The 17580-nt window shown below is 48.2% G+C and carries 13 protein-coding genes; 7 read left to right on the forward strand and 6 right to left on the reverse strand.

Annotation, left to right across the window (positions count from 1 at the left end; genetic code table 11):
• Nucleotides 1-158 precede the first annotated feature (158 nt).
• The 7 genes from melA (at nucleotide 159) to NSB28_RS15395 (ending at nucleotide 8389) form a co-directional block, all read left to right on the forward strand.
• Complete coding sequence (gene melA / locus NSB28_RS15365) at nucleotides 159-1481, forward strand: alpha-glucosidase/alpha-galactosidase (protein WP_109747572.1); 1323 nt, start codon at nucleotides 159-161, stop codon at nucleotides 1479-1481.
• A 15-nt stretch (nucleotides 1482-1496) separates the two neighbouring features.
• On the forward strand, nucleotides 1497-1970 hold the full coding sequence (locus NSB28_RS15370) for a GNAT family N-acetyltransferase (RefSeq protein ID WP_109747571.1): 474 nt from the start codon (nucleotides 1497-1499) through the stop codon (nucleotides 1968-1970).
• Nucleotides 1971-2171: 201 nt separating this feature from the next.
• Nucleotides 2172-3044, forward strand: coding sequence for a dipicolinate synthase subunit DpsA (gene dpsA, locus NSB28_RS15375; protein ID WP_109747570.1), 873 nt, complete (start codon nucleotides 2172-2174; stop codon nucleotides 3042-3044).
• A 39-nt stretch (nucleotides 3045-3083) separates the two neighbouring features.
• The gene (locus NSB28_RS15380) at nucleotides 3084-3662 is read left to right on the forward strand and encodes a dipicolinate synthase subunit B (protein WP_109747569.1); all 579 of its coding nucleotides are present in this window, start codon (nucleotides 3084-3086) and stop codon (nucleotides 3660-3662) included.
• Nucleotides 3663-3707: 45 nt separating this feature from the next.
• Entirely contained in the window at nucleotides 3708-5558 is a 1851-nt protein-coding gene (asnB, locus tag NSB28_RS15385) for an asparagine synthase (glutamine-hydrolyzing) (protein WP_109747568.1), read from the forward strand.
• 219 nt (nucleotides 5559-5777) lie between these two features.
• Nucleotides 5778-6689, forward strand: coding sequence for a MerR family transcriptional regulator (locus tag NSB28_RS15390; RefSeq protein WP_109747567.1), 912 nt, complete (start codon nucleotides 5778-5780; stop codon nucleotides 6687-6689).
• A 14-nt stretch (nucleotides 6690-6703) separates the two neighbouring features.
• Nucleotides 6704-8389, forward strand: a complete 1686-nt coding sequence (locus NSB28_RS15395; protein ID WP_109747566.1) for a MutS-related protein — start codon at nucleotides 6704-6706, stop codon at nucleotides 8387-8389.
• Here NSB28_RS15395 and NSB28_RS15400 read toward each other — a convergent pair.
• From NSB28_RS15400 to kdpA, 6 genes are read right to left on the reverse strand one after another with little or no spacing between them, the layout of a single operon-like run.
• Nucleotides 8367-9077 carry a response regulator gene (locus NSB28_RS15400; RefSeq protein WP_109747565.1) on the reverse strand — a complete coding sequence of 237 codons (711 nt, stop codon included), beginning with the start codon at nucleotides 9075-9077 and terminating at the stop codon, nucleotides 8367-8369. The genes NSB28_RS15395 and NSB28_RS15400 overlap by 23 nt on opposite strands.
• Entirely contained in the window at nucleotides 9070-11808 is a 2739-nt protein-coding gene (locus tag NSB28_RS15405; RefSeq protein WP_109747564.1) for a sensor histidine kinase, read from the reverse strand. Before NSB28_RS15405 ends, NSB28_RS15400 begins: the two co-directional genes overlap by 8 nt.
• Before the next feature lie 2 nt (nucleotides 11809-11810).
• Complete coding sequence (locus tag NSB28_RS15410; protein WP_109747563.1) at nucleotides 11811-12704, reverse strand: hypothetical protein; 894 nt, start codon at nucleotides 12702-12704, stop codon at nucleotides 11811-11813.
• Between the two features lie 32 nt (nucleotides 12705-12736).
• Nucleotides 12737-13345: a potassium-transporting ATPase subunit KdpC gene (gene kdpC / locus NSB28_RS15415; RefSeq protein ID WP_109747562.1), complete on the reverse strand. Its 609-nt coding sequence runs from the start codon at nucleotides 13343-13345 to the stop codon at nucleotides 12737-12739.
• Nucleotides 13346-13391: 46 nt separating this feature from the next.
• Nucleotides 13392-15470, reverse strand: coding sequence for a potassium-transporting ATPase subunit KdpB (gene kdpB, locus NSB28_RS15420; protein WP_109747561.1), 2079 nt, complete (start codon nucleotides 15468-15470; stop codon nucleotides 13392-13394).
• Between the two features lie 34 nt (nucleotides 15471-15504).
• The gene (gene kdpA, locus NSB28_RS15425) at nucleotides 15505-17316 is read right to left on the reverse strand and encodes a potassium-transporting ATPase subunit KdpA (protein ID WP_109747560.1); all 1812 of its coding nucleotides are present in this window, start codon (nucleotides 17314-17316) and stop codon (nucleotides 15505-15507) included.
• Nucleotides 17317-17580: the final 264 nt, after the last annotated feature.

Consider the following 17580-nt stretch of genomic DNA (forward strand, 5'->3'; position numbering starts at 1 on the left):
TCAGTACCTTCACAGTTACATTTTTGGCGGTCCATCTCTCCACCTGCCCAATAGTTACAACATTTTAACAATTCCCTTGAAACATTTCAAATATCCGTCCGCTATGATTTATTATACAATCAGCTCATAAGAACAACAAGCAAAAAGGAGAGAACTCTATGATAAAAATCACTTTTATGGGGGCTGGAAGTACTATATTTGCAAGAAATGTCCTGGGCGACTGCATGTGCACCCCCGCACTGTGCGAAAGCGAGATAGCCCTCTATGACATCGATAGCAAAAGACTGGCTGACTCTGAGATCATTCTTCAGGCTATCAACAAAAACGTAAATCAGGGGCGGGCTGTTATCAAGACTTACCTGGGCACTGCGAACAGAAAAGCTGCACTCCAAAATGCTGACTTTGTAGTAAATGCCATCCAGGTAGGCGGCTATGATCCATGCACGATCACTGATTTTGAGATTCCGAAAAAATACGGTCTTCGCCAGACGATTGCTGACACGCTGGGGATCGGCGGCATTATGAGAGGGCTGCGCACCATTCCCATCCTGAGGGAATTTGCTGCTGATATGGAAGAGGTCTGCCCAAATGCACTCTTCCTCAATTATACAAATCCCATGGCCATCCTCACAGGCTACATGCAGCGTTACACAAAGATACGCACCGTAGGGCTCTGCCACAGCGTGCAGGTCTGTTCCGAGATGCTTCTGAAGAGCCTGGATATGGAAGACAGGCTGGAGGGGCGCAGGGAACTTATCGCCGGTATCAATCACATGGGATGGCTGCTGAAGCTGGAGGATAAAGACGGAAATGACCTCTATCCTGAGATCCGCCGCAGGGCTGCCGAAAAGAATCTGAAAGAACGCCATACAGATATGGTGCGTTTTGAGTATATCAACCAGTTTGGATATTACTGTACAGAATCCAGCGAGCACAATGCGGAGTATAACCCTTTATTCATAAAGTCAAAATATCCGGATATGATTGAACAGTACAACATACCTCTGGATGAATACCCCCGGCGCTGTATCAAACAGATCGCCGAGTGGGATGCCGAAAAGGCCTCCATTTTAAAAGATGGCAGGATCACCCATGAACGTTCCCACGAATATGCCTCATACATTATGGAAGCTGTCGTATTAAACAAACCCTACAAGATAGGAGGCAATGTCCTGAATACAGGCCTTATTGACAACCTTCCCTCAGACGCCTGTGTGGAAGTTCCGTGCCTTGTAGACGGAAACGGCATCACCCCCTGCCATGTGGGACGCCTTCCTGTACAATTAGCTGCCATGAACATGACCAACATCAATCCTCAGCTTCTCACTATCGAGGCGGCAGTCACCAGAGACAGGAGCCATATCTACCAGGCTGCCATGCTGGATCCTCACACCGCTGCTGAGCTGAATATTGCCGATATCCGCAGTATGTGTGATGAGCTGATCGCAGCCCACGGCAGCTACATGGCAGATTTCTCCTGATAGGAGCAGAACAATATGGAACATTTTATACGCAGGATGCGGCCTGAAGATTATGACGGAGTTAATATCCTGATGACAATTCTGCACGAGGTGCACGCAACCAACCGCCCGGATTTATTTAAACCGGCTCTGGCGCCATATGACTTGGAAGAATTCAGCGGACTGCTGGAGGACAGTTCACGTATTGCTTATGTTGCAGAGATGAGCGGCAAGATTGCAGGGCTCTGCATGGCCTCTATTCATTACCCTGCCGAAAATCCCATTACCTATCAGATTCCTTACGCCTACATCACAGATCTGTGTGTTCTGCCCTCCTGTCAAAAACAGGGGATAGGAAAAATGCTTTTTACCCACATGGAGGATTTTGTAAAGAGCCTTGGAATCCGTCAGATCAGCCTGAAGGTGTGGGCCTTTAACAGCAGCGCCCTTTCTTTCTATGAGGATATGGGCTTTTCTCCCCGCAGTTATATTATGGAAAAGGATCTATGATCCTTTTCCTTTTTATTTATGCCGCAGCTATGGATAATAACAGCTTCCGTCCCATATCATAAGCTGTATATTACACATCTTTGTAACTGTTCAGTGCCTTCACAGTTACACATCTTTTTCATCTTATCATATATTATATAAAATCAGCTGCTGTTTTGTATCAGACAGCTGTCTGTATCCTAAACATCCGGGAGTTTCAACATGAAAAAAAGAATATACGATTTTGCTGTCATCGGGGGAGACCTGCGTCAGGCTGTCCTGGCACAGATACTCACCGCAAAGGGCTGCCGTGTCTGCCACTATGCACTGTGCAGGCCCATTGACGATCCGGGCTGTCATCCTGTCTCATCGCTGAAAGAGGCCGTGCTGTGCTCTGAAAATATAATCGCGCCTGTTCCCATGACTAAAAACAATATGGAACTGAACCATCAGATCCAGACAGGAGATCTCTGTCTCTCTTCCCTGATCAGTCTTTTCTCAGAGGAGCAGTATTTTTTTGCAGGCTGTATCCCTGCCAAATTCAGGGAGGCTGCACGCCTGAGGAATGTCAGAGTATTTGACTTTATGGATTCTGAGGAACTCTCTGTTTTTAACAGTATCGCCACAGCAGAAGGCGCTGTTGCAGAGGCTATCACCAAAAGCGGAAGAAACCTGCATGGCAGCTCCTGCCTCATCCTGGGTTACGGACGCTGCGCAAAGACGCTTACAGTCTGCTTAAGGGGGATGTTCTGCCATACTACTGTATGCGCCAGAAAGCCTCAGGCCATGGCGGAGGCAGCCATTCTGGCTGATAAAGCTGTCAGTATTTCGGATTTTGAAACACATCTGAACGAATATGATTTCATATTCAACACTATCCCTGCACCTGTTCTTTTAAAAGAACATCTTGTTAAAATGAAAAAGCATGTCACTATTATTGATATTGCATCTGCACCCGGCGGTGTGGATTTTGCCGCCGCAGCCAGGCTGAATCTGTCTGCATTTCTGTGTCCGGGGCTTCCCGGAAAATACGCTCCTGTTTCCTCTGCACAGGCTATTGCAGACACTATTTTCAATTATCTGGGGCAGCCGTAAACCGGCCCGCAGGACTAAAAATCGTAAGGAGTATGTCATATGTCATTAAAAGGAAAGAAAATAGGGGTCGCATTTACCGGCTCTTTTTGCACTTATAGAAATGTATTCACTGAATTACAAAAACTGTCTAATGAGGGCGCCGAAATACAGACTATTTTTTCTGATTCCTCCCAGCAGATCAGCAGCAGGTTTGGGTCACCAGAAGAATTTATAGAGAAGGCCCGGACTGTCACAGGAATTGAGCCAATCCTCACCATATCCCAGGCTGAGCCAATAGGCCCAAAGAGTCTCCTTGATATTTTGGTGATCATCCCCTGTACAGGCAACACCATTGCCAAATTGGCCAATGGAATCACAGATACGCCTGTATTAATGGCAGCAAAGGCACATTTAAGGAACGACAAGCCCCTGCTTTTATCTATCTCAACAAATGATGCGCTGGGAATGAACATGAAAAATATCGGCCTTCTCCTCAATTCCAAAAATATATACTTTGTTCCCTTCGGTCAGGATAACCCTGAAAAAAAGCCAAACTCTATGATCGCCCACACAGAATTGCTGATTCCCTCAATTGAGGCGGCTCTTCTGAAAAAACAATACCAGCCGGTCATCCAATAGGGCTGTTAACCAATTATAAAAGATATAGGAAAGAGGGGTATTTATATGTGTGGAATTGCCGGCTTTTGCAAGCCCAGCATCAATCTGGAAAATGAGAGGGGACGGTGGGAATCTGTACTGGATAACATGAACCGTTCCCAAAAACGACGCGGCCCTGACGATGAGGGTACTTATCTGAATAAATCCTGCGGTCTGGCACATGTCCGTCTGGAAATCATAGACCTCCTGACAGGCCACCAGCCCATGGTCAGAAAAAATCCTGCCGGAGAATATGCCATAGCATTTAATGGGGAGATCTACAACATGAAAGAACTGAAGAGGGAGCTGCAGCTGGAAGGAGCAGTTTTCACTACCTCAAGTGACACAGAGGTCATACTAAACGGCTATATGCTGCACGGGGCAGATTACGCCAAAAAGCTTAACGGTATTTTTTCTGTGGCTATATGGGATTCCTCTAAAGAGCAGCTATGTCTGTTCCGGGACCGCCTGGGCGTGAAGCCGCTTTTTTATACATTTTATGATGATGGGCTCATTTTTTCTTCTGAGATCAAGGGACTGTTTGAATATCCCGGCTTCAGTCCTGTAGTTGATAAAAACGGACTGTGCGAGATCTTTGCTCTTGGGCCGGCAAAATCATACGGCCAGGGAGTTTTCAAAGGCGTTCTGGAAGTGCTGCCGGGCCAGTGCATGATTTTTGGGAGATCAGGATGCACCTCCCACTTTTACTGGAAGCTGGAGAGCCGACCCCATGAAGATTCATTTGAAAAAACTGTGGAAAAGACAGCATGGCTTGTAGAAGATGCCATAAAAATGCAGATGCTCTCTGACATCCCTATCAGCACCTTTCTCTCGGGCGGAGTTGACAGCAGCCTGGTAACTGCCATCTGTTCAGCCCAGCTAAAAAAACAGGGTAAAGAGCTGAATACTTTTTCTTTTGACTTTGTTGACAACGATAAGTATTTCCAGTCAAATTCCTTCCAGCCAAGCCAGGATAGGCCGTGGGTGGAAAAAATGACTGCCTTTTCAAAAACAAACCACAGGTTCCTTATCTGCAGCAACCAGGACCAGCTGGACTGTCTGTACAAGGCAGTGGATGCCAGAGACCTGCCCTGTATGGCTGATGTGGAATCATCAATGCTCTATTTCTGTTCCCAGGTAGTGGGCTTCAACAAAGTCACCCTGACCGGCGAATGTGCTGATGAAATCTTTGGGGGCTATCCCTGGTTCCATAAGAAGGAAGCATTTGAAGGCAGCGATTTTCCCTGGTCCATGAGCATGGAGCCCCGGAAGGTATTGCTGGCAGATGATGTGATAAACGAACTGCATATGGAAGAATATGCCCATGCCGCATATGAAAAGACCATCATGGAAACCCCGCGCCTCCCCGGCGAGGTGCAGGAGGAGAAGAGGCGGCGTGAGATCTCCTATCTGAACCTGCGGTGGTTCATGGTCACCCTGTTGGACAGAATGGACAGAACCAGCATGTATTCCGGTCTGGAAGCCCGGGTCCCCCTGGCAGATCACAGGATCGTGGAGTATATCTTCAATGTCCCGTGGAAAATGAAATGTCCAGACGGTATTGTCAAAGGCCTCCTGCGCCAGGCCGGCTCAGATAAACTGCCCGAAGATGTCCTGTGGCGCCGCAAGAGCCCTTATCCAAAGACGTATGACCCGGCGTATGAGCGTCTCCTGGGTGAACGCTTAAAAGAAGTCCTCTCTGACCCCGGCGCTCCTGTGCGCGCACTTCTGGATACCAGGAAAGTAAATTCCTTCCTGAACAGTCCGTCCGACTACGGGAGGCCCTGGTACGGCCAGCTCATGGCAGGTCCTCAGATGCTGGCCTATATGCTTCAGGTCAACTACTGGCTTGAAAAATACAAAATACAGTTAGTATAGGGGAAATGCACTTCCGGAACGGAAGAATATGAGAAACGCGAGAATCACACAAGTATAGTGCGTGATCACATCTTGCAGTTAGATTATAACCCTTATTCTTATTTAAGTCAATGGCTGTCCCCGGGATGGTGAAATATAAAACTGTTTGTGATAAAATGTGAAAAAAGCCTTGACTGTAAAGTGGGTTTATACTCTATAAAGTACCTCAGGAGGATAAAGATGACTATCAAAGAAGTAGAAGAACGGTTAAATATCACCCGGGCAAATGTGCGGTTCTATGAAAAAGAAGGATTGCTGATCGCAGACAGGAATCCACTGAATGGCTACCGGGATTATTCTGAGGAAAATATCAGCACTCTGAAAAAAATCATTTTCCTGAGAGGTCTTGACATTACACTTGAAAATATCAGAGCCCTGCAGAACCGGCAGGTTACGCTTGATGAACTCCTGGAACAGCAGGCTGTGCTTCTGAAAGAAAAGTCGGACAGCTATGCTGCATCCTGCCGTCTCTGTACGGAGATGGTAAAGGAACACCCACTGAGCTATGATGACCTGTCTGTAGAAAAATATAATGAGACTCCCCGGGTATCAGACTATGCCCTTATAAAAGATACCTTTAACAGGATCCCCGGACTCGGGATGCAGCTACTCTTCTGGACACTTATTGTGCTGTCTGTCATAAGCGCTGCTGTCACATGGCCTCTTCTTCCATCCATGATCCCCCTGGAGGGCAACAGCCTGTTTACTGTCAGCAGCCTGGAAAAGTATGTCTTATTCTTATTTCCTGCTGCCGCCGTACTTCTGCATTTTTTGATGAAGCCGCTCGCCTATGGCATTCTATGCAGACAGGCCCCTGTATTTCTTCGTTATACAGATATGCTGGCCGGATATGGCGGGATCTGTTCCGCTGTCATGCTCTTTTCCTGCCAGCTTTACACTATTTTTTATAATCAGGGGCTGCCGCTGAATATAGGCATGGTACTTCTTACTGAAGCTGTATGTTTCATCTTTGTTTCAATGTTTTCTCTTATACTGAAACAATGTCCGCCGCGTTTCCTGAAAATCAGGCCCATCCGGACTTCCCGAAAGTTAAATGTACATGATGGGTCTGCTCCCCACGATCGAGTATGAAATGAGGTAATTGTATGTCCTTAACTTTATGGTACCTGCTACTCTATGCAGCGGCAGCAATAATAATCGTCTCTGTCTTCATTTACGAACACAGAAAAAACAGGCAGTATTTTCTGCAGCACGTACTGGGTACATTTGGCACTAAACCGCCAGATATAAAATATGATTTCGACGAGCTCCGGCTCTACTGGGATTCAATCGCCGAAGAAATTCCGGCTGCTGAAAAAATAGACGAGGTCACATGGAATGACCTGGAGATGGATCTCCTGTTTAAAAGAATCTGCCGCTGCTCTTCCTTTGCAGGGGGACAGGTTCTGTATGCCAGCCTGCACCACCTTGCCTCCCCGGAAGATAGCCTGGAATTTGACAAACTGGCAGGCTACTTTCAGTCTCACCAGGAACCAAGGGAAAAGGTACAAGCTGTTTTTTACAGGCTGGGCTGTGAGGAGGCAGGCTTCTGCATCCCTTCATTTATCTCAGATCTGGACAATCTTGACCTTTCCCACAAAAGTATCTACAGGCTGCTGCAGGTGCTGCTGGCTGCACTGCTGCTGGCCTCTGCTGTAACCTGGAGCCAGACGCTGGCCTTATCTGCTTTGGCAGTCTTTGTAGTGAATGCAGCTGTTTACACTATACAAAAACAGAAAATAGAAATATATCTGGATACACTGGGCAGTATCATAAGGCTGGTCCGTGCAGCAAAGAAGCTTTCCTCCATGAACCTTCAGTGCGGGACAGAACCCCTGTATAAACTCCCGGAACATATATCCAAAAATCAGGCGCTCTTTGACAGACTGGCACGGCGGACGGCAAGGCTTCAGAAGAAAAAACAGGCCGTCATCACAGGTGATATCGCCGGTATCCTCCAGGACTATGTAATAGGAGCCACCTTCTGGGATTTTACATGTTATACCCAGGTTATCAATCTTCTGAAGGGCCATGGAAGTGAATTTATGGAGCTCCTTAAGTACGCAGGCACGATCGATATGGCTGTGAGCGTGGCTTCCTTCAGGGAGAGCCTGCCGCTCTATTGTGTGCCCAGTTCCGTCACAGAGCCTGTCATACATGCAGAAGGCCTCTATCACCCTCTGCTGGATTCCCCGGTCTGCAACGACATCACTCTGAGCAGGACATGTATAATAACCGGCTCAAATGCTTCCGGAAAATCCACCTTCATCAAGGCTGCCGCCATAAATGCCATACTTGCCCAGACCATCTCTACCTGCACAGCAGCCTTCTTCGCACTCCCCCCGTCTCAGGTCATCACATCCATGGCGGTACGCGATGATCTTATATCAGGTGAGAGCTACTATATCCGTGAGATCAGATACTTAGGAAGGATCATAAAAAGTCTGGATACCGGAAGACTTGCCTTCTGCATCATTGATGAAATACTGCGGGGTACTAATACAAGTGAGCGCATCGCAGCTTCGGCCGCAATCCTTAAATTCCTCTCCCGCCCCGGGTGCCTTCCTCTTGTTGCCTCACATGACAGGGAACTGGCTGATATACTCGGAGACAGATGCCAATGCTCCTATTTCGGGGAGCAGGTAAAGGACAGTGATGTCTGCTTTGATTACAAGATTCATGATGGGATATGCAGCACTTTTAATGCCGTCAGGCTGCTGGAGTTCACCGGTTTTCCTAAAGAGATCATACGGGAGGCCCGCTGCCTGCTCATGCATAGTCCTCGATCCTGAGCATCCTGTATCCCATGCCTATATGGGTCTGAATATACTTGGGGCGGGAAGTATCCTTCTCGATCTTTTTTCTCAGAGTTGCCATAAACACGCGCAGGGAGGGGATATCGCTCTCTGCAGTACTCCCCCACACTTCCTTCAGGATATATTTCTGAGTGAGCACCTTTCCCACATTTTTTGCCATGAGACAGAGCAGCTTATATTCAATAGGCGTCAGATGCAGCTCCTCACCGTCCAGATATACGCACCCTTCCGAATAATCGATCTTCAGGCCTCCGTTTATAAATACGGAGGCGGCGGCGCCCGACTGTCCGCTTGTATAATTGAGCCTGCGGAAAGTGACTCTGAGCCTGGCAAGAAGTTCCTCCACGCTGAAGGGTTTTGTCAGATAATCGTCTGCCCCCGCATCCAGGGCGTCTATTTTGTCTCTGTCCTCACTCCTGGCGCTGATGACAATGATGGGCATATTGGACCATGTGCGCACCTTTTTAATGATATCCACCCCATCCATATCCGGCAGGCCCAGATCCAGCAGCATAATATCCGGCTGGTGCGAGACTGCCTCCATAATTGCCTGGCTCCCGTTTGCTGCAGTTATATATTTATATTCCTGTGTCTCAAGTGTGGTTGTGATCAGATTTTTCACAGCCTGGTCATCCTCAACAACCATAATAAGCGGTTTACTCATGTAATGTTACCTCCTCTGCCGGCAGCGTAAATTTAAACCTGCTGCCTCTGGGCTTGTTATCTTCCACTGAGATCATGCCTCCATGGGCCATCACAATGGACCTGCACAGGGCGAGACCCAGTCCCATGCCGCGCCGGCTGTCAGCCACCTTATTTCCCCCCGTATAAAACATTTCAAAAAGCTTTTCCTTGGCTTCATCCGGTATGCCCTCCCCGTCATCAGCTATCTCCACAGCAACAAATCCGCTTTGCCCCTGTCCCCCGGCCTTTTCTCTTCTTGCGGATATCTCAATATGTGATCCCGGCTGTGTGTATTTGATGGCATTATCCACAATATTAATGATCACCTGCACGATCAGCCTGGAATCCATTCTGGCCATGATCATGTCATCGGGGATGACCTTTGTGATACAGTGCTCACAGCCTTTTCTGTTAATGTGCGCCAGCGCTTCGTCAATCACTTCACTGACCAGCTGGGCTTCCATGTGAATATTCATGGTCCCGTCCTCGATCCTTGTAACTGACAGCAGATTTTCCACCAGATTTATGAGCCATATGGAATCATCGTATATATCCTGGTAGAGCTGTATCTTCTTGCTTTCATCAAGGCTGGCGCCATTCCCCAGCAATATATCCGCATTCCCCGATATGCTTGTAAGAGGAGTGCGCAGGTCATGTGAAATAGCCCGCAGCAGGTTGGCGCGGAGTTTTTCCTGCTGTGCCTGCATAGCTGCCTGGTTTTTTGTCTCATACAGCTCTTCTTTCTCAAACGCCAGGGCGCTCTCCCCCAGCACTGATATCAGCAGGTTGTTCTCAAAGCTCTCCAGCGGCTGGTCATTCAGCGCCACTCCCACTACAGCATATACCTTTTGGGAACCTCTGATTGCCAGATACATGCACTTTGCACTGGGCAGTGTATTTGTAAATGCCCCTGCATGCTTGTTATTCTTGTACACCCATGCCGCCACAGCCTGTTCCTCAGGCGTTATATAAAGGGAGGTGTCCTCCCGGCTGCCGTCTATTCTGGAAAATACCTTCGGCTGTACCAGTGTCCCATTCAGCACGGGATAATAGATCACCGTCCTTTTTAAAAGCCGCACCAGCTGATTGGCAGTCTCAAATATGATTTTGGGATAGCTGTCCGTCTGCTGGAGCTTCTGGCTTGTCTCCAGAAGGACCTCCGTCCTGTATGCCTGCAGGGCAGACTGCTTTGCCTGATGCTTTACTCTGGTGGTGAATGTCCCTGTGATCAGCGCCGAAAGGAACATGATCAGGAATGTCACCGGGTATTCAGGCGCATATGCCTGGAAAGTGTATTTGGGGACTGTAAAGAAGAAATTAAATGTAAACACGCTTACAAAGGAGGCAATGATACTATACTTCTTCTGCGATGTCACCACGGCTGTCAGAAGCACCCCCAAAATATAGACCATAATAATATTAGCCTCACTAAAGCCTGTCTGTTCAAATAAAATACTGACTATCGTAGCCCCTGCCAGTATACCTGCTGACTTTAATATATCCCATACCCACTCTGACGGGTCCTGGCTTTTCAGCCTGGCAGCCCTTTTTCTCCTGTACGGGACTGCCGTATTGTCGGGTATGATATAAATATCAAGATTGGGAGCCAGTTCAGAGAGCTTTTCTGCCAGGGACGGCCTGAAGGAGAATAAGCCTTTCTTTGTGTTCGTCCTCCCTATAATGATCTTGGACACCTGGGCCAAACGGGCATATTCTGCGATCTGAAGGGGTACATCCTCCCCATAGGTAGTCACTATCCTGGCGCCCAGCTGCTGGGCCAGCTTTTCATTTGCTCTGAGCCTCCTCTCATCCTCCCCTGACATACCCTTAGACTCAGGAGTCTCCACATAGAGGGCCGTAAAGCTTCCTTTAAAGGCCTTTGTCATTCTTGCTGCAGCCCTTATCACTTTTCCGTTTGACGGGGAAGGCGAGAGGCAGATCAGGATATGCTCTTTCGTAAAATATCCGCCTGAAAAAACCTGTGTTTCCTGCTTGTTCTTTTCAGAGGCCTGGTTTACATGGTCAGCTGTGCAGCGCAGGGCGATCTCCCTTAATGCAGTGAGATTCTCCTCGCTGAAAAAATTCTTTAACGCAGTCTTAGCCTGCTTTTCCCGATAGACTTTTCCCTCATTCAGTCTTTCTATCAGATCAGCAGGCTCTATATCCACCAGTTCTACCTGGCTGGCATTGTCAAATATTTTATCCGGTATGCGTTCCTGGACGATCACTCCTGTGATAGAAGCCACGATGTCATTCAGGCTCTCGATATGCTGCACATTCACTGTAGTATACACGTCTATGCCCGCATTTAACAGCTCCTCTATATCCTGATACCTCTTTTTATGGCGGCAGCCCTCAGCATTTGTATGGGCCAGCTCATCCACAAGTATAAGTGAGGGATGGCGGATCATAGCTGCATCCAGGTCAAATTCTTTAAGCTTTATCCCCTTGTGTTCCACAATGAGGGGAGCAAGCACCTCCAGGCCTTCCTGCAGGGCAATGGTCTCCGGCCTGGCATGAGGCTCCACATACCCGGCCACCACATCCACACCTGATTTTTTTACTATCTGGGCAGCTTCCAGCATGGCATAAGTCTTTCCCACTCCTGCTGCATACCCGAAGAATATTTTCAGCCGTCCTTTTTGACCTGTCTTGTCCTGCTCTTTTAATTTTTCCAGTAATTTATCCGGATCCGGCCGTTGTCCGATCACATTTACACCTCTTTCTGCTTCTCCTGTATAACAGGAAATAATATCTTGAGGAACAGTTTTTCCGCCTCCGAGCCTCTTCCATAGTCCATGCGCAGCCTTTTCCCGTCTTTATCTAAAACCTTAAAGTCATCCTCCTGGCTTTCCACTGATATCCCAAGCTCATCCAGCGCCATACGCAGCGCCAGTTCCCATGTAAACAGATAGACCATTGACCCGTCCTTCAGCGCATTTACCACATATTCGAACTCAACTGCACTCACCTTGTACTCCAGAAATAATATCCAGAGCATTTTCTTCTGGTTCATGCTCAGAGCATTCCAGAACTCCATATCTCCACCGCTCATGGGAAGATAGCGGTAATATGTGTCCGGGTAATCCTCCGCTATGCCTGCAAACAGCTTTTTAGCCAGAAGCGTCCTGGACACAGCCAGATAGTCCTGCCTGTAATCCAAATTAGCCAGGCAGCTGCACAGCTCATCCCGCTCGCCCTCATCCTCTATATAAAACCTGAGGCAGATATTAGATATTTCATCAAAATCTCTTCCCGAGGTACTGCTCTTGATGAGTTCCAGTTCTTTCCTGCCATTTATAAATCCTGCCTCTGCCCACACATGCTCCAGTTCTCCGCTGGTGCCGCAGACGCTGACAGGATATTTTTCAGAGATCAGCGCTGACAGCACTCCGTACTTTTCCAAAAAGTCATCACAGATGAAGCTGGTGTACTCATAGAACACCCACAGTGTCTTCTCCTGCCCTACAATATAGAACTGCGGTATCTTTTCCAGATCTGAAGCCACTGCCCAGACCATCTCCATCATATAGTATGGCGCATTACCCTCCGGGATATTATCCCTGAATTTAATTTTCTGCCTTGCGGCAATCACCTTTTTATGCATAACATTACCCCCATTCAGAGACAAGCCCCGTTCTAGTCAGTCAGAATACCGTCAAGTGCAAGATTTACTTTCAGCACATTGACTACAGGCTCGCCAAAAATACCAAGAAACCTTCCTGTTGTATATTTATCAATGATCTCATTTACTTCATCTGCTGTCATATTATTCCGGGATGCGATCCTGTCTGCTTGATACCTGGCGGCAGCCACGGAAATGTGGGGGTCAAGCCCGCTCCCTGAGCATGTCACCAGATCGACCGGAATCGGCTGCCCTCCTTTCTCAGGGTGGGCTGCCCTTATCTTCTCTGTCCGCTCAGCTACCAGAGCCTCATATTCAGCGCTGGCCGGATTGATATTGGAGGGGGCGGCGTACACAAGCGCCTGGCCATTGTCATCAATGTAGGTGGAGGTATCTATATTCATGATCCTGCCCCACATATGTTTCTCATCTGTATACTGCTGGCCCAGCAGCTCACTTCCGTATTTTTTGCCGTTGACTTCAATTATACTACCATTGGCCTTATCTGAAAAGAGCGCCTGGGCTGCCCCTGTTATCACAGCAGTGTACAGTATACCGCACACTGCTGAAAAAATCAGGAAGAATACAGCAGCTCTTGGTAAAACTTCTTTAAATGTCTTCATAATAAACACCTCTCTAATCTATACATGTACGCCAGTCTCCATTCCTTTATATATTGCCCACAAAGCCAAGCGCAACTATGATCATGTCGATCAGCTTAATGCACACAAATGGTGCGATTATTCCGCCAAGCCCGTAAATGAGAAGGTTCCTGGATAAAAGCCGGCCGGCTGAAACTTCCCGGTATTTCACACCTTTTAATGCCAGCGGGATCAGTGCAATGATGATCAGTGCATTGTAGATGATGGCTGACAGGATCGCGCTCTGAGCATTATGCAGATTCATGATATTTAATGCACTCAGCTGCGGATACAGTCCTAAAAACAGAGCCGGTATAATAGCAAAATACTTTGCCACGTCGTTTGCAATACTGAAAGTGGTCAAACTTCCCCTTGTCATCAGAAGCTGTTTTCCTATTCTGACAATGTCGATCAGCTTCGTGGGTGAGGAGTCCAGATCAACCATATTTCCGGCCTCTTTTGCAGCCTGTGTGCCTGAATTCATGGCCACTGCCACATCAGCCTGTGCCAGGGCAGGGGCATCGTTTGTGCCGTCTCCTGTCATAGCTACCAGATGCCCCTTGCTCTGGAAGTCACGTATCATGGCAAGTTTCCCTTCCGGGGTCGCTTCAGCCAGGAAATCATCCACACCCGCCTCCGCTGCGATGGCCGCAGCTGTCAGGGGATTATCGCCTGTTATCATGATAGTCTTGATGCCTATTTTCCTCAGATCAGCAAATTTTTCCTGCACACCCTGCTTTATAATATCCTTCAGATGGATGACGCCCAGGATCTTGTGGTTTTTTGCTACAAGAAGCGGTGTACCTCCCTGATTGGATATTCTTGTGACCGTCTCCTCACATTCCCTGCTGTATGGGTAACCCCCGTCCTTTGCATATGCCCTGATAGCGTCCGCTGCTCCTTTTCTTATCTCATTTCCCGGAAAATCAGCTCCGCTCATTCTCGTAGCGGCAGTAAATGGAATAAAGGTCATGTGAAGGTCGCTCATATTTCTTCCTCTGAGGCCGAATTCTTCTTTTGCAAGCACTACTATGCTCCTGCCCTCAGGCGTCTCATCTGCCAGGGAGGAAAGTTGTGCCGCATCTGCCAGCTCCCCCATATCAGTGCCGTCCACAGGAATAAATTCACATGCCTGCCTGTTTCCCAGAGTTATGGTACCTGTCTTATCCAGCATCAGGATATCCACATCTCCTGCTGCTTCTATTGCCCTTCCGCTCATGGCCAGGACGTTTGCCTGGTTCAGCCTGCTCATCCCCGCGATCCCGATCGCTGACAGGAGCGCTCCAATCGTAGTTGGCGCCAGACATACCAGCAGCGCCACAAGGGACGTGACAGATGTCGGGTTAACTATTCCCGCCTGCCTGGCTGAAAACAGGGAATATGCATACAGGGAAACTGTAACCAGGATAAAGATAATAGACAATGCCACCAGGAATATCTGCAGGGCTATCTCATTTGGCGTCTTTTTCCTGGCTGCCCCCTCTACCATGGCAATCATCTTATCCAGAAAGCTCTCACCCGCCTCGCTGGTCACCTGGATCACCAGCCAGTCTGAGATAACTGTCGTACCTCCTGTTACTGCGCTCCTGTCACCGCCGCTCTCACGTATTACAGGGGCCGATTCACCAGTGATGGCGCTCTCGTCTACTGACGCGGCCCCTTCCACAACTTCACCGTCCGCCGGGATCTGCTCTCCGGCGCGGACAATGACGTAATCACCTTTTTTCAGACTTGCGGACAGGATCTTTGTAATCTTCTCCTTCTGTGAGGGAGAGGGTATCTTATTTGCCTGCACATCTTTTTTCGCGGCCCTCAGGGAATCCGCCTGGGCCTTTCCCCTGCCCTCCGCGATCGCCTCAGCAAAATTTGCAAATATCACAGTAAACCACAGAATCACGGCAATCGCCAGTGTAAAGCCTGAGGGTGCATCCTTGATTCCAAACAGTGACACTACAAACAAAATGCTTGTCATTATTGCCGATATATACACAAGAAGCATAACCGGATTTTTTGCCTGGACTTTCGGATTTAATTTTATAAAAGAGTCTCTGACCGCTCTTGTGACCATTTTCGGGTCCGAGAGGGCTGTTTTCTTTTTTGTCTCCATTTCTATACCTCCTAGGGATACTTAAAACTCACGCCTATCCAATCATCTGAAAGAAATCAGCTATAGGGCCTAATGCCAGCGCCGGGAAAAAGCTTAAGGCGCCGACAAGCAGTACAACAAAAATCAGTAAGAATATAAACATGGCATTTGTTGTTGATAATGTACCTGCCGTAACAGCGATTTTTTTCTTTCCTGCCATGCTTCCTGCTATTCCAAGCACTGCCGCTATCGGCACAAACCTGGCGAAGAGCATGACAAGTCCAAGGGACACATTCAGGAACGGCGTATTCGCTCCAAAACCTGCAAATGCAGAACCGTTATTGCCGCCGCATGATGAGTATGCATAGAGGACCTCAGAAAATCCATGGGCGCCGCTGTTGTTAAGGCTGTCCGCTACTCCGGGCACCAGGGCTGCTATACCGCTTCCGGCCAGAATGGCGATAGGTGTTGCAAGGCAGGCCAGTACGGCCATCTTCATTTCATAGGGTTCTATTTTCTTCTCCAGAAATTCCGGTGTTCTTCCCACCATGAGGCCGGCTATAAACACGGCCAGGATGGCAAAAGCCAGCATCCCATAAAGACCGCAGCCCACGCCTCCGAATATGACTTCACCCAGCATCATCTGCAGCATTGTAATCATTCCGCCAAGCGGTGTGTAGCTGTCATGCATGGAGTTTACAGATCCGTTGGACGCTGCCGTGGTAAAGGCTGCCCATGTGGCTGATGAGGCTATCCCAAACCTGGTTTCCTTCCCCTCCATATTTCCGCCTGACTGTCCTGACTGACTCAGATCAACTGCACCGCCTGCTGCCAGCTGGGGTGTCGCTGCATGTTCATTGACGGCTATTATAGCAAGTGCAGCTGCCAGCATAATAAACATGGCTGCAAAGATAGCCGCTCCCTGCTTCTTATTTTTGACGTTCCTTCCAAACGTAAAGCACAGCGAAACAGGAATCAGAAGAATAGACAGCATTTCCAGCATATTAGAAAATGGCGTGGGATTTTCCAGTGGATGAGCTGAATTCACTCCAAAGAAACCGCCTCCATTTGTTCCCAGCTGCTTAATGGCAACCTGGCTGGCCGCCGGCCCCAGAGGTACCACCTGCTGTGTTATGATCTGTGCTCCGTCAACAGCTTTCCCGTCAACTGTTACAGTATCACCGTCAATTACAGCATCCTCTAAAATATTTCCATCTGCATCCACAGCTGCCGGTTCCAGCAGGTCAACTGTCTCATAGGGTTTCAGGGTCTGTACCACACCCTGTGAAGCGATACCGATCGATACGATAACAGCAAGGGGTATCAATACATAAAGGATGATCCTTGTCACATCCACCCAGAAGCTTCCCAGTCCCTGGGTCTTTACTCTTGTAAATCCACGGATAACTGCAAACAGGACAGCGATCCCCACTGCTGCGGAGACAAAGTTCTGTACAGTCAGTCCAAGCGCCTGGGTCAGATAAGAAGCCTGAGCTTCCCCGCTGTATGCCTGCCAGTTTGTATTCGTGACAAAACTGACTGCCGTATTAAAGGACAGGTGCCAGGACATTCCCTCTATCCCCTCCGGATTCCCCGGCAGCACTCCCTGCAGCATCTGCAGCAGAAAGAGGAATATGAGGCTTATGCCGCTGAAAGCAAAGACACTCACAGCATATTTTTTCCAGTTCATTTCCTCGTCTTTTTTAACATGCAGTATCCTGTATAGAAAATTTTCACAAGGTACCAAAATACGGGACATAAATACCTTTTCCCCGTTCATTACTTTTCCTATGTATGCCCCCAGCGGTATGGCTAGCGCTGCCAGGATCACCAGGTATAAAGCATACTGCAAAACCGTATTAGTCATTGTCTGTCACCTCGCATCAGAATAATCACATAGTAGATCAGCATTGCCGCTGCAGCCAGTCCAATGACTGCGATTAAGATATCCATAGTCTTTCACTCCTCCTTTTCGAAAAAATCTTATCATAAAGGAGATTAAGATGGTGTTAGGGGTTATTAATGCCATATTAAGATTGCATAAAGAAAGCCGGCAGCTGAACCGCTCCCCAAAGGCCAGACTTATAATCTGACGATTGGGGCCCGGTTCAGTTACCGGCTCCTTCTCTAT

It is taken from the genome of Murimonas intestini (genome assembly GCF_024622195.1).
In the GTDB taxonomy this organism is placed as follows: Bacteria; Bacillota; Clostridia; order Lachnospirales; family Lachnospiraceae; genus Murimonas; species Murimonas intestini.

What these genes read in the sequence shown, in the direction of transcription:
- NSB28_RS15395 (WP_109747566.1), top strand. Translation starts at nt 6,704, where the DNA reads ATGTCCTTAACTTTATGGTACCTGCTACTCTATGCAGCGGCAGCAATA.
- kdpA (WP_109747560.1), bottom strand. Translation starts at nt 17,316, where the DNA reads ATGACTAATACGGTTTTGCAGTATGCTTTATACCTGGTGATCCTGGCA.
- NSB28_RS15370 (WP_109747571.1), top strand. Translation starts at nt 1,497, where the DNA reads ATGGAACATTTTATACGCAGGATGCGGCCTGAAGATTATGACGGAGTT.
- melA (WP_109747572.1), top strand. Translation starts at nt 159, where the DNA reads ATGATAAAAATCACTTTTATGGGGGCTGGAAGTACTATATTTGCAAGA.
- NSB28_RS15400 (WP_109747565.1), bottom strand. Translation starts at nt 9,077, where the DNA reads ATGAGTAAACCGCTTATTATGGTTGTTGAGGATGACCAGGCTGTGAAA.
- kdpB (WP_109747561.1), bottom strand. Translation starts at nt 15,470, where the DNA reads ATGGAGACAAAAAAGAAAACAGCCCTCTCGGACCCGAAAATGGTCACA.
- NSB28_RS15380 (WP_109747569.1), top strand. Translation starts at nt 3,084, where the DNA reads ATGTCATTAAAAGGAAAGAAAATAGGGGTCGCATTTACCGGCTCTTTT.
- asnB (WP_109747568.1), top strand. Translation starts at nt 3,708, where the DNA reads ATGTGTGGAATTGCCGGCTTTTGCAAGCCCAGCATCAATCTGGAAAAT.
- NSB28_RS15390 (WP_109747567.1), top strand. Translation starts at nt 5,778, where the DNA reads ATGACTATCAAAGAAGTAGAAGAACGGTTAAATATCACCCGGGCAAAT.
- NSB28_RS15410 (WP_109747563.1), bottom strand. Translation starts at nt 12,704, where the DNA reads ATGCATAAAAAGGTGATTGCCGCAAGGCAGAAAATTAAATTCAGGGAT.
- kdpC (WP_109747562.1), bottom strand. Translation starts at nt 13,345, where the DNA reads ATGAAGACATTTAAAGAAGTTTTACCAAGAGCTGCTGTATTCTTCCTG.
- dpsA (WP_109747570.1), top strand. Translation starts at nt 2,172, where the DNA reads ATGAAAAAAAGAATATACGATTTTGCTGTCATCGGGGGAGACCTGCGT.